Raw genomic sequence first — 12,630 nt, 5'->3', positions numbered from 1 at the left:
AAAGAAATTTTCGCTGTGACAGGCACTATTGCGGACTAAACAGACGAAATTGTGTAAGAATTGTGTGAGTGCCTGGCACTATAAATGGCACTAAAAAAACCTCAATGATTCAATCTGTACCGAATCATTGAGGTTAAAAATATATTAGTTAGAATCTGAGGCTTTATTTTCTTTCTCTTGTTCTTTAGCTGCTTCTGCTTCAGCTTCTTCTTTCGCTTTTTTCGCGTCTGCTTTGTATGCATCCATCATATACGTCGGCTCGCCGTTTTCGTCTACCGTATAAGGCACTGAGTAGGCAGGCACGACAGGATATTTATCGACAAGTAATTGACGAATATCATCGCCTGGTTTGACATCGGGCTTGTCCTCTTTTAACAGTTGACCTAAGTCGATTGAATAATCAACATGCATTTCGCCATCGCCAGTCATAAATATCGGTAATTCAGCACCCGAATACGGACTTTTCACCGTTACATCTGTTTTGTATCCTAATTTTTCAAAGTTAATTTGGTACACATTATCAGCGATGGCACCCTTTGTTGGAATATACTGCGTACCTAATTGACGAATCATAATCTCTCGCATGCGCTCAGCAGAGTTTAAATCTACTAATTTTACTTCGGCACGGTTTTCAGGATCCCATATAATATATTGATAAATACCACCTTTTTCATATGCATTGCCTGGTATTTGCGCAATATATTTTGGCATTAATTTTTCAAAATCAATCAAATATTTTATATAAATATCCGTATCCAATTCACTATTTTTTATTGGCACAAGGCCCCCTGTTGCTTCACGATATTCATTGACAGCACGTTGAACGGCCGCTAATTGATCGACATCTGGCACTTGATTTGCAGCCTTTTCTTCCTCAGGATAGGCGCAACCACCCAACAATACGGCTATTGCCACTGTCAAAAGAAAAGCATTTAGTTTTTTCATTTCACGTTTCCTCCTTTTAAGCTGGCCAAGTGGCAATAATCAGTACCATTAAAAATGTTCCAAGTCCAAACAGTATGTATGCTAATAAATTGACGATTGTACGTAAAAAACCATTTGAAATTTTATTGCGGCCTAAATAAATCAAACCTACAGATATAATCATAAAGCCGATACAATAAAAAGATACCCACATGACATCCAGTGCAGGCAAATGTGCTAACGGACCCATTTCAGTCAACCACCTTTCTTCAATGCTACGAGACAATCAACGTTAATTATACTATGCACTTCCGTAAAAAAGAAGGCGCTTTCCTAAAAGGAAAAATAGCATACTAGCAGGCACTAAATATGCTATTTTTTTGATATACAGGAAAATATTTATACAAATAATTTTAAAATAAAGTACTAGCAACAGCATAGTCTTCCGTGGAAATCATATCATATTTTTACTATAGGTGGTGAAAACGATTTAACAGTTATAGTGTATTATTGGATATTATTTCAAAAAAAGGCATCTCAAATACGTATTGAGATGCCTTTTTTGTGTCTATTTCATGACAAAATATAAAATTTTTTATTTCTTGTTGGTACGAGCAATTGATTTTAATGCATCATTTCATCGATTTCGCGCTTTTTCACACGCATCATTAAAGCATCCACTGCTACTTTTGGCTCTACGTCGTCAAATAAAACGCTATAAAGTTCTGTTGAAATCGGCATCGCCACATCGTATTTTTTAGCCAATTGATAGGCTGCTTTCGTTGTTCTTACACCTTCGACAACCATTCCCATTTGATCAAGTACTTCTTGCAGCTTCATGCCTTTTCCTAACAGATTCCCTGCTCGCCAATTTCGAGAGTGCACGCTTGTACACGTTACGATTAAATCACCCATGCCTGTCAGTCCCGCAAAGGTAAACGGATTGCCACCCATTTTGACACCTAGGCGAGTAATTTCAGCAAGCCCGCGAGTAATCAGTGCAGCTTTCGCATTATCCCCATAATTTAAACCATCGGTAATACCTGCAGCTAATGCGATAACATTTTTTAACGCCCCACCGATTTCCACGCCAATGACATCTTCATTCGTATAGACGCGGAAAAATTGATTCATAAACAAGTCTTGTACCTTCTCGGCAGCCTCAATATTAGCGCAGGCTGCTGTAATCGTAGTTGGGTGATGCAATACGACTTCCTCTGCATGGCTTGGCCCTGACAGTACGACAATATCCTCTACAAATGCTGTTGGCAAACTTTCAGCCAAAATTTCAGAAATACGCTTTAATGAATCGGGTTCGATTCCCTTTGACACATGAACAAATAACACTTTTCTATCTAATGTAGCCGTCATCTTTTCACAAGTTTCTCGAATAGCCTTTGTCGGCACGGCCACAACGATTGTATTGGAGTGGGCTACTGCCTCTGCCATATCGTGCGTAGCATGTAAATTTTGCGGTAATACCGTTTCCGGCAAATACTTTTTATTTGTATGGTGTGTATTAATTTCTTCTGCCTGATCGGCTCTATGCGTCCAAACAAGGGTATCATGTCCATTTTCTGCAAGTACCATTGCCAGTGCTGACCCCCATGAGCCTGCTCCTAGTACACAAACTCGTTCCATTGCTATTCCCCCTTTTATTTCCTCTTGACTATTTTTCGCAATGATCCTATATGTTGTCACGCGATTTAGCGTAGTCCTTTGAAAAAAGACGCCACCTGACAACAATTGTCAGGTTGGCGTACGAAATGTGTAATATTTAGATTAAGCACGTGCACGTGTAATTAAACGAATTGGCGTACCTTCAAAATCAAATGTTTCACGAATTCTATTTTCTAAAAATCGCTCATAAGAGAAGTGCATTAATTCCGTTTCGTTAACAAATACCACGAACGTTGGCGGTTGAATTGCTACTTGTGTTGCATAGTAAATACGTAAGCGACGACCTTTATCAGTTGGCGCTGGATTACGTGCAACCGCATCTTCAATTACTTCATTCAGAATAGATGATTGAATACGCATCGCATGGTTTTCACTTACGCGCTGGATAATCGGTAAAATTTGATGCACACGTTGTTTCGTATTGGCTGAAACGAAAATAATCGGTGCGTAGTCTAAAAATAAAAAGTGCTCACGAATTTGCTGTGTAAACAAATTCATTGTTTTATCGTCTTTTTCAATCGCATCCCATTTGTTCACGACGATAATTACGGCTTTTCCAGCTTCATGTGCATAGCCCGCAATTTTTTTATCTTGTTCTTGAATGCCTTCTTCAGCATTTAGAACAACTAATACAACGTCAGAGCGTTCAATCGCACGTAGCGCACGTAACACAGAATATTTTTCTGTCGTTTCGTACACTTTTCCTTTTTTACGCATGCCGGCAGTATCAATAATAACGTACTCTTGGCCATCGTATTTATAAGGCGTATCAATCGCATCTCGCGTTGTACCCGCAATGTTGCTGACAATAACACGTTCCTGACCTAAGAAGGCATTTACTAATGATGATTTCCCAACGTTTGGACGTCCAATTAATGAGAATTTGATTACGTCGTCTCCGTATTGATTTTCATCTTCTTGTGGGAAGTGCTTTGCACACTCATCCAATAAATCCCCTAAACCTAATCCGTGCGAACCTGAAATTGGCCAAGGCTCACCAAATCCAAGTGCATAGAAATCATAAATCATTTCACGCATATCTGGATTATCGATTTTGTTAACAGCTAAAACGACCGGCTTTTTTGTTTTGTATAAAATTTTCGCCACTTGTTCATCGGCTGCCGTTACCCCTTCACGACCATTTGTCATAAAAATAATAACGTCCGCTTCTTCAATGGCAATCTCTGCTTGTTGACGAATTTGTTCTAAAAACGGCTCGTCCCCAATTTCGATACCACCTGTATCAATAATATTAAAATCATGTGTTAACCACTCTGCCGAACTATAAATACGGTCACGTGTTACTCCCGGAATATCTTCTACAATCGAGACACGTTCTCCAACGATACGATTAAAAATCGTTGACTTACCTACGTTCGGACGACCTACGATGGCTACTACTGGTTTCGTCATCTGTACTTCATCCTTCCAACTTCTTGTCTTTCGCTATTATACACGAAAAATGCCATTATATCATAACATATCCATCGAGGTGAGTACTTTTTTTATAGTGCCAGGCACTCACACAATTCTCACACAATTTAATTGCTTGAAAAAGAACAGCGAGGATACAACTGTATCCTCGCCATTTCTGTTATTTAAAGTTTTTTAATTGGTCGCCAATAACATCACCAAGTGAGAAACCAGTGTTCTCTTCAGGCAGTTCATAGTCGATTACTTCTTCAGCCTCAGGATTTTCCAATAAGTCTTTAATACTTAATGCAAGACGCCCTTCATCCACGTTAACATCTAGCACTTTCACTTGCACCTCTTGCGCTTCTTTTAACGCTTCATGAGGTGTGTTAATATGCTTATGCGCAATTTGAGAAATATGCACTAAGCCTTCCACGCCAGGGAAAACTTCAACAAAAGCACCAAACGATGTAAGACGCTTTACTTTCCCAACAAGTACTGTGCCTTTCGCTGCACGTTCTTCAATATTGGACCAAGGTCCAGGAATCGTATCCTTAATCGATAATGAAATACGCTCATTTTCTGGATCTACCGACAGCACTTTAACCTTCACTTCTTGTCCTTCTGCTAAAACCTCACTGACATCACTTACATGCTCATGTGATACTTGTGAAATATGAACAAGGCCATCGATACCACCAAGGTCAATAAATGCACCGAATGAAGCAATGCGTTGCACCTTGCCGTCTAATACATCACCCGCTTTAATTTGATTAATCACTTGTTTCTTCTGAGAAGCTTTCTCAGATTCAACTACAGCTCGATGTGATAAAATTAAGCGATTTTTTTCTTTATCAAGCTCGACAATTTTAAAGTTCATTACTTTCCCTTTATAATCTTCAAAATCATCGACAAAATAATCTTCTACTAGGGATGCTGGAACGAACCCACGTACTCCTAAGTCTACAACAAGACCACCTTTAACAATATCCTTAACTTCCGCTTCGAAAACTTCCCCAGCAGCAAATTGTTGTTCTAGTGTATCCCATGCTTTTAAGGCATCTACTTTACGTTTTGATAATACATAGTTTCCTTCTTCAACTTTTGTAATCATCAATTCTAACTCATCCCCAACGGAGATGGCGTCAGACGCTTTTTCAATGTGCAGGCTCGATAATTCACTTATTGGTACGATACCGTCAAACGGTGCACCTGGAATAGAAACAGTTACCGCTTTTTCATCAACCTGCTCTGCAATACCTTTGACGATATCACCTTCGTTAAACGTTTGATCTGCATAGTTCATTTCTTCAGACATATGTAACCCTCCTTCGCATCTTCCCTTACTATTTTATTCGATATTGAAGACAAAGACAAAAATAAATCCTTTAAATTCTAAAAATGTCTGGAATTTTAGGATTTATACCATTTTTTCTTGCGCTAATTTTAAAATGGCTTGTGCTGCAGCATCAATTGATAGCGTCGTTGTATCTAAATAAATCGCATCCGCTGCCTGAATAAGTGGTGATGCTTCACGCTCACTATCCATTTTATCGCGCAAAGCAATTTCTTCTTGGAGCTTTTCAATTGAAGACGCTATGCCTCGTTTTTCATTGTCAATAAAACGGCGTCTTGCACGTTCTTCCACAGTTGCAGACATAAAGATTTTTAGTTCCGCATCTTTTAACACATGTGTCGCTATATCGCGTCCATCCATGACAACACCGCCATTTGCTGCAAGCTTTTGCTGCTGTGCTACGAGCAGTTCACGCACTTTGGCATGTGCTGCAACTTGTGACACCGATGATGTGACTTCGTTTGAACGAATGGCATCCGTTACATTTTCGCCGTCTAAAAAAACAAGCTGACCTTGAGGTGATGGCTTTAATTCAATTGTGCTAGCTGCTAGCATTTCTGCTAATTTTGCTTCATCATTTAAATGTATGTTTTGTTGCATTGCTTTATACGTAACTGCTCGATACATTGCACCCGTATCGATATACGTGAACCCAAGTGATTCTGCAACGATTTTGGCGATTGTACTTTTGCCAGCTCCTGCTGGTCCGTCAATTGCGATTTGAATGTTTTTGTTCATCTGTTTTCCCTACTTTCTTTCACACCATATTGTAACATACTAATAAAAAAAAGCCCTCTACAAGTATGAGGGCTTTTTGGAATTTAATCATCAAACGGATTTAATTCTTTTCGGCGATTGACTAGCTGTCGTTCAAAACAAAAACGTACGATATGTTGTTGATCAATATCATCCGTGTCCGTTAATTGAATGGTCGCAATCGTCTTATCATCCTTTTCAAATACTCGAACAACTGATGCATCAGTAACGACATAATTAACATCGCCATTGGCAAATGGCAAGACGATTGTTAATTTAATGTCATCGCCATCTTTAAAGGCTACATCCCCTTTGACAATCAAAGCGAGTCCACCTGCACTTATATCGGTTGTGACTAACTGATACTTATACTCTTTAAATTGCACCGCCACATCGACAGGTGTCTCGACACGCACATATTCACGTCGTTGAATTTTAATAAACTCATCCGGTTGTGGGCAGTGCAACATAATCATCGGGATATTGCCCGCTTTGCGTCCAATCACTTCCGTACTAAATGCATAGGAATTTTTATCTTCTGTTCGAAATGTTGCCCTAAATTCAGAACCATCTATTAAGAATGCTGTTTTCTTCGTCGTTACATTGATTGGATAGTCAATATAAAGAATTTGATCTTTTTGTTCAACTACTTTACAGCGAAATTTTTCAATACGATCTGTATAAGTAGGTTCAAGTTGTAATAGTGTACCAATTTTTATTTCCATGAGCATCTCCCCGAACAATATATATGCCTCTATTATCGCATGGGATGGAAATTTTGGCTATATGAACTGGAAGCTTTTTCTGAGCTCAGGTTAAATATTCTACTTTTAATACATTGTGATTTTCTGCATCAATTACGATGCGGAATGTTTCTTGGGCCTGTGCATCTCGCACTGCAATGACCTCATAGCAAAGACGTTGCTCGAATTGACCATTATCCGTATAAATATTTTTCACTTCTTCAACACGCACATCGTCATCAAAGAACGTTTTCCAATCAATTGGTTTGGCCACTTGTGGTTTAATCGATTCTTCCTGTATATATTCCATTGCATTGGCACCAAGTAACTCACCATTATCCTTGGCAATTTTCAATTGAACGCCATCTGCATAAATTAAAGCATTATCGCCAGGGTGAACGCGTGCAAATGTAACATGCCACGCTAAATGATTTTCTCGCGCTTCCACAAATGCCACGTCTTTCATTTCTAAGCGTTGTAAATGTTCTTGTGCTTTTTTAATGATTTCGTCTTGTGAAAGCTTTGCCTCGTCAACAGGACGTTCCACTAAATAGGAAAGTAAATGTCCTCCCTTTTCCGTTAAGTCGACATACCCTAAACGGATACCTTGGTGGAACTGTATGTGATAAAACGGATACGGTGCTGTTTCACTACTTTTGGTCACAGTAAAAGTCGCATCTTTAATAAGGGGGAATAAATATTTTACTTTTTCCAATGCTTCTTTTTCCGTAATAACGGAATCTTGTAAAGCTTTTAATTCTAATTTCTTCTGCCAATCCGATTCGCTTAAAGTCAGCGGGAAATCACTTTCACCATAATCCTTTAAGGTCTTTTGAATATTATCAAATGATGTATTCGGATTTTTATTGTCTACTTGACGCATCCAAACATCCATATTGCCATCTTGCTTATAGTAATCAACAGTGGCTGTTGCCCATTCGTCTGATAAAGCTTGTAAATTCGTAGAGATTTGTGGCATCTTTTTGCGCCAAGCTTCATAATCCCCAGATTTCGCCGTTTTTTTCGCTTCATCACCCAATCTTCCTAAATACCCTAACCACTGATTGGAAAGTTCTTGTCCAATCGGAATATTGGCCATCGATGAACGCACTTCTGAGCTTAAGCGCCAAATGGAATCTAACTCACTGTGGATTGCTTGCTCATCCTTAAATAATAAGGACTGAGAAACGGCTCTTTGTAAGTATGATAATTTTTCAGAGGCATCCGTTAATTTTTCGGTATACTGCGCATGGACAGTACGTTGTAAACTTTCTTTATCTCCATGTAAATCAATGCTATAGGCTCCTAAACCAATTACGGCTATCGTTAAAATGACGAGCATTGTTCTCATTTATTGACCTCCTTTCTTAAGAGCAGAAAATATGCTCACCTATTTGTTTTATTTGAGGACGAGACCAAATCCACTTACTAGTTGCAGTTTTAGGGTTAAAATAATAGAGTGCATTCTCAGATGGATCCCAGCCATTCATCGCATCTATAACGGCTTCCTTTGCACGTTGATTTGGCTCCAACCAAATTTGTCCATCTGCCACTGCAGTAAATGCTAAAGGTTGGAATATAATTCCTGAAATTGTATTAGGGAAATCAGGGCTTTCTAAGCGATTTAAAATAACCGCTGCTACAGCTACTTGCCCCTCATACGGTTCTCCCCTTGCTTCTCCATAAACCGCATTGGCCATTAATTGTAAATCGCGTTCTGTATACTTTGGTGGGATTTGTGTATTCGTGCCGTTACTATTACTACTTCCACTACTGTCATTATTGTTGGCTGTACCGCCTCCTGTAGTGCCACCATTTTTCACTTGTTGGTCAAGCGGGATACCACCATAATAGGTAAATTGATTGCCTGCCTTTAATTGAGCTTTCACCCAAGCTTCATCATAATCTGAGTATCCTGCTAATGCTTTTTTTGTCTTTGTACCAGCGATTCCATCTACCGGTAGTCCATATTTTTCTTGGAAATTTCGTAATGCCCAATACGTGTTGTAGCCGAATTTCCCGTCAATTTTACTTTTATAAAATCCTAAGTATTGTAGTCTAGCCTGTAACTCAATCACATCATCTCCATAAGCGCCACGGGTAATTTGTTGGTCGCTAAATGCTGTTGCGTTATTTTGTGGAATTGAGACTATACTAATCGCAATTAGGAAAGCAAAAAGCATGCTTAATAAACGCACAATCATCACTCCTTTTTTTATAGCTTGAAACAAAGAGCATATTTTATACATTGATAAAATAGAAAAAAACGTAGAAATCTTTTTTAGATTTCTACGCTTTTATATTTTTTTATGCATATGCAAATGTTGGACAAGATGATAGTGCGCAAGCTTTACTTTACGCAAGCCGAACCACCATAGAAATAGCATAAACGGTATCATTAAATATACCCAATGCCCTTTAAATGATAATATTGTATTGTATAAAATGTGTAATACAACCGGTGCACAAAATGCCATGGCAATCATTTCTTTCGTCTTTGCATGCTTTGAAAATTTAGCACGCCCATAATAATAACCCATTACTACACCAAAAAGCGCGTGACTGGAAACGGGTAATAATGCTCGCATAAAGGCTGTATTCAAACCGAAAGAAAATAAGTATAAGACATTTTCAATTGTGGCAAATCCTAATGATATACTTGCACCGTACAATATGCCATCATAAGGGTCATCAAATTCCACGTGATTGTAAAGAGCTATTAACAGAACAAACCATTTAAAAAACTCTTCTATAACACTTGAAAATAGGACATCTTGCATATAAAGATATCGAAAAACCCCTTCCTCTGTTAATACATATTGTAAAAACAAAATAGGGAATGTTAAAAAAGCGCCATATAAAAACGTTTGAAGTAAAGTTTTTCTTGGCTCCGTTGCCATTTGATTGCGCAGATAGAAGTAACTAAAAAGCGCTAGACCGGGAGCAATGGCAGCTGATAAAAGGATGATCATGTTGCCGGCTCCTTTCAACAATAGACTACTATCATTATACCATGTAATGACAAAAAAACTTTTTAAAAGGAGATTTATTTTTATGAGAAAAACAATTTTATTAATTCATACAGGTGGCACAATATCAATGGCAATGAGTGATGAAGGTGCGGTTATGCCAAACAAAGAAAATCCCCTTATAAAAGAGAGTAAAAAACTTGATTCGCTTGCAGTGATTAAAGAAGTGGAGGCATTTAACCTGCCTTCGCCACATATTACGCCGAACGAAATGCTTCATTTACGTAATTTAATTATAGAAAAAACTGCAAGCGAACATTTTGATGGTGTAGTCATTACACACGGCACCGATACGCTAGAAGAAACGGCCTATTTTTTAGAGTTAACAACAAATTTATCGATTCCGATTGTTCTAACAGGTGCGATGCGTTCCTCTAATGAGCTCGGTGCAGATGGCGTCTACAATCTAGTGGAGGCAGTGCGCGTAGCTGTTGATGATGAAGCACGGGACAAAGGTGTGCTAGTTGTCATGAACGACGAGGTGCATCTCGCTGTCAACACGACAAAGACGAGCACGAGTTCAGTTAATACATTCCAATCGCCACAATATGGGCCCATCGGACTTATTACAAAATCGCGTATTTTGTTTCACCACGCCCCGCTTCGCCGCCAATATGTAGATGTACAGGGCTTAGAGAAACGAGTAGCGATGTTGAAAGTATATGCAGGGATGGAAGTAGATTTACTCGATGTTGTTCTAGCTTGTCAATATGACGGCGTCGTACTTGAAGGGCTCGGACAAGGGAATGTACCACCAACCGTTGTCAAAGGCATTGAAAGTTTATTAGAACGAGGCATACCCGTTGTGCTAGTTTCTCGCTGCTTTAACGGTATCGCAGAAGGCGTATATGGTTACGTTGGCGGAGGAAAAATGCTAGAAGATTTAGGTGCTATTTTTGCAACAGGCATCAATGGTCAAAAAGCGCGATTAAAATTACTAATCGGTTTAAACACAGTAGGAAATCCATTGGACTTAAAGGAATTTTTCTTGTAAGAATTTTAATGCCCCTGCTTGTTAGACAGAATCTAACAAACAGGGGCGTATTGAACATAGTAACGTGAATCGCCAATAAAACATCTCTTAGCGCCACTAAATGAGCTTAAATCGCCACCAAAACATCTCTTAGCGCCACCAAAACCGCTCAAATCGCCAGTAAAGTAACAGCGCAGAAAATATATTGCCATTTAATCATCTACAGTATCCATATAGTATGTTAACAAATCATGTAGACGACTGAACGCTTTATCAAAGTCAGGTTGAATGACCGAAAACTGGATAAAATTTCGTTTACGTAAATAGTCACTATCGCCATGGACATATAAACCGTTTAATTTTAAATCGGTCGATATATTAGTAAGACGTCTTGGACATTGGATGGTGACAATCATTGGATAAGCTGTCGTTTGTAAACGATTGTGCATAACGGGTAGCTGTAATAGCGCATCGAAGCGTTGCTGAAGCAGGCTATAGCGAGCTGGGTAGGCTTGTAAAGCATGTGCCACATTTCCTATCAATGCTGCTGGTAAAGTATAAGGAATTTCACCTTGCTGATAATTCGCTAAATCTAAATAGGCAGGTAAAGTAGCGGAATGCTCCACAAGCTGTTGCGAAAATACAAAGGCCAATCCGCTAAGTGCCCCGACTGCTTTCCCACTGACAGCTGTCGCTAAGTAACAATCGGCTATTGAAAACGGCATTGCTCCAAAAGAGCTAATACAATCTACGCAAAGCTTAATGTTATAACGCTTAGCCAACTGTGCTATACCTTCTAAATCATTACATGTACCTGTTGACGTTTCCCCGTGCACCATTACTAGCCACTTGTAAGAGCCTGTTTGTAATAGCGCCTCCACTGATTGCAAGTCTAATGCGCTTCCCCACTGTTGCTTGACAAGATCAAAAGCCAATGACCAGCGCTCTGCCTGCTTGTGTAGCCGTTCTCCAAATTCGCCATTCGTTAAAATCAGTCCATGCCCTGCTTGCTGTGCCTTAAGTTGTCCGAGCATCACCTCATTTGCCAATGTCCCAGTGCCTACAAATGTAGCCATATGCTTTGCATTCGATAATGCTAAAAGCTTGCTGCGCATCTGGTCATATAACGATTGGAATGCTTGAGAGCGGTGCGACATATCAGAATACAAAATAGCTCCTTGTTGTTTTACTGGCCCTGGGTAAAATGTAAAACTGTCATGTGCCAGTTTTTGTTGCAAAGATTGTTCAAATTGTTGTCTTGTTAGTACCATTGGCAAAAACATCGCTTCCGCGGTTCCGACTGCTGGTGCAAATTGCTGAAAGCCCATTTGCTTATACAACTTTTCCTCACGTGTAGTACCTGAAATGACAGCGGCAGAGTAACCTTTTTCATATGCAAAAGCATTTAACGCCTGTGTTAACCTTAATAGAACACGACCTGTTCGATACGGTTTTTTCACAGCAAGCAAGCGAATTTCACAAAGCTTTGTACAGCTTTCCTTTGGCAAGTATTGCTCCACTTCGCCAATTTTTTCATCAATGGAAAACGGTCGCTGATCTCGAAAAGCTAACATGCCGATAAGCTCCGTTTCTTTATAAACAACTAAATACGTATTTTCTTGATGAAAACGATCTACTTTTCTTTTCAGATCATTTGGTTCATGTTGCGGGATTTCTTCTACAAACGTTTCATAATTTAGCTGCGCAATGGCATCAAATTCGTCTTTTGTCTGTGCAATTTTACACCAGTACATA

General features: G+C 39.2%; 12 protein-coding genes. 1 reads left to right on the top strand and 11 read right to left on the bottom strand.

Going from position 1 to position 12,630, the window contains the following annotated elements:
- Positions 1-144: 144 nt before the first annotated feature.
- From ACKVEV_RS02440 to prsW, 10 genes are all read right to left on the bottom strand, one after another.
- Positions 145-945, bottom strand: coding sequence for a hypothetical protein (locus ACKVEV_RS02440; protein ID WP_409368810.1), 801 nt, complete (start codon positions 943-945; stop codon positions 145-147).
- A gap of 16 nt (positions 946-961) precedes the next feature.
- Positions 962-1,174, bottom strand: coding sequence for a DUF2768 domain-containing protein (locus ACKVEV_RS02435; RefSeq protein WP_409368809.1), 213 nt, complete (start codon positions 1,172-1,174; stop codon positions 962-964).
- A gap of 374 nt (positions 1,175-1,548) precedes the next feature.
- Positions 1,549-2,565: an NAD(P)H-dependent glycerol-3-phosphate dehydrogenase gene (locus tag ACKVEV_RS02430; protein ID WP_409368808.1), complete on the bottom strand. Its 1,017-nt coding sequence runs from the start codon at positions 2,563-2,565 to the stop codon at positions 1,549-1,551.
- Positions 2,566-2,706: 141 nt separating this feature from the next.
- On the bottom strand, positions 2,707-4,017 hold the full coding sequence (gene der, locus ACKVEV_RS02425; RefSeq protein ID WP_409368807.1) for a ribosome biogenesis GTPase Der: 1,311 nt from the start codon (positions 4,015-4,017) through the stop codon (positions 2,707-2,709).
- A gap of 181 nt (positions 4,018-4,198) precedes the next feature.
- A complete protein-coding gene (gene rpsA, locus ACKVEV_RS02420) occupies positions 4,199-5,335 on the bottom strand; it encodes a 30S ribosomal protein S1 (RefSeq protein WP_409368806.1) in 1,137 nt (378 codons plus the stop codon).
- A 102-nt stretch (positions 5,336-5,437) separates the two neighbouring features.
- Positions 5,438-6,112, bottom strand: coding sequence for a (d)CMP kinase (cmk, locus tag ACKVEV_RS02415; RefSeq protein ID WP_409368804.1), 675 nt, complete (start codon positions 6,110-6,112; stop codon positions 5,438-5,440).
- Positions 6,113-6,195: 83 nt separating this feature from the next.
- Positions 6,196-6,855 (bottom strand): flagellar brake protein, encoded by a 660-nt coding sequence (locus ACKVEV_RS02410; protein ID WP_409368803.1) that lies wholly within the window; start codon positions 6,853-6,855, stop codon positions 6,196-6,198.
- An 85-nt stretch (positions 6,856-6,940) separates the two neighbouring features.
- On the bottom strand, positions 6,941-8,224 hold the full coding sequence (locus ACKVEV_RS02405; protein ID WP_409368802.1) for a PepSY1/2 domain-containing protein: 1,284 nt from the start codon (positions 8,222-8,224) through the stop codon (positions 6,941-6,943).
- Positions 8,225-8,240: 16 nt separating this feature from the next.
- Positions 8,241-9,071, bottom strand: coding sequence for a spore cortex-lytic enzyme (gene sleB, locus ACKVEV_RS02400; protein WP_409368801.1), 831 nt, complete (start codon positions 9,069-9,071; stop codon positions 8,241-8,243).
- A 99-nt stretch (positions 9,072-9,170) separates the two neighbouring features.
- Positions 9,171-9,845, bottom strand: a complete 675-nt coding sequence (gene prsW, locus ACKVEV_RS02395) for a glutamic-type intramembrane protease PrsW (RefSeq protein ID WP_402923730.1) — start codon at positions 9,843-9,845, stop codon at positions 9,171-9,173.
- An 82-nt stretch (positions 9,846-9,927) separates the two neighbouring features.
- Between prsW and ACKVEV_RS02390 the strand changes: the two genes are divergently transcribed.
- Complete coding sequence (locus ACKVEV_RS02390) at positions 9,928-10,896, top strand: asparaginase (RefSeq protein WP_409368800.1); 969 nt, start codon at positions 9,928-9,930, stop codon at positions 10,894-10,896.
- A gap of 191 nt (positions 10,897-11,087) precedes the next feature.
- Here ACKVEV_RS02390 and ACKVEV_RS02385 read toward each other — a convergent pair whose 3' ends face one another.
- Positions 11,088-12,629 (bottom strand): aminotransferase class V-fold PLP-dependent enzyme, encoded by a 1,542-nt coding sequence (locus ACKVEV_RS02385; RefSeq protein WP_409368799.1) that lies wholly within the window; start codon positions 12,627-12,629, stop codon positions 11,088-11,090.
- Between the last annotated feature and the right edge of the window lies 1 nt (position 12,630).

Source organism: Lysinibacillus sp. 38-6 (assembly GCF_046245175.1).
Lineage (GTDB): Bacteria > Bacillota > Bacilli > Bacillales_A > Planococcaceae > Lysinibacillus.
Note: the sequence above shows the minus strand (reverse complement) of the source record. Positions and strands in the feature narration are given on the sequence as shown.

Coding starts and splice junctions, on each gene's coding strand:
- rpsA (WP_409368806.1), bottom strand. CDS start 5,335: ATGTCTGAAGAAATGAACTATGCAGATCAAACGTTTAACGAAGGTGAT.
- ACKVEV_RS02390 (WP_409368800.1), top strand. CDS start 9,928: ATGAGAAAAACAATTTTATTAATTCATACAGGTGGCACAATATCAATG.
- ACKVEV_RS02440 (WP_409368810.1), bottom strand. CDS start 945: ATGAAAAAACTAAATGCTTTTCTTTTGACAGTGGCAATAGCCGTATTG.
- der (WP_409368807.1), bottom strand. CDS start 4,017: ATGACGAAACCAGTAGTAGCCATCGTAGGTCGTCCGAACGTAGGTAAG.
- ACKVEV_RS02435 (WP_409368809.1), bottom strand. CDS start 1,174: ATGGGTCCGTTAGCACATTTGCCTGCACTGGATGTCATGTGGGTATCT.
- ACKVEV_RS02405 (WP_409368802.1), bottom strand. CDS start 8,224: ATGAGAACAATGCTCGTCATTTTAACGATAGCCGTAATTGGTTTAGGA.
- cmk (WP_409368804.1), bottom strand. CDS start 6,112: ATGAACAAAAACATTCAAATCGCAATTGACGGACCAGCAGGAGCTGGC.
- ACKVEV_RS02385 (WP_409368799.1), bottom strand. CDS start 12,629: ATGTACTGGTGTAAAATTGCACAGACAAAAGACGAATTTGATGCCATT.
- ACKVEV_RS02430 (WP_409368808.1), bottom strand. CDS start 2,565: ATGGAACGAGTTTGTGTACTAGGAGCAGGCTCATGGGGGTCAGCACTG.
- prsW (WP_402923730.1), bottom strand. CDS start 9,845: ATGATCATCCTTTTATCAGCTGCCATTGCTCCCGGTCTAGCGCTTTTT.
- ACKVEV_RS02410 (WP_409368803.1), bottom strand. CDS start 6,855: ATGGAAATAAAAATTGGTACACTATTACAACTTGAACCTACTTATACA.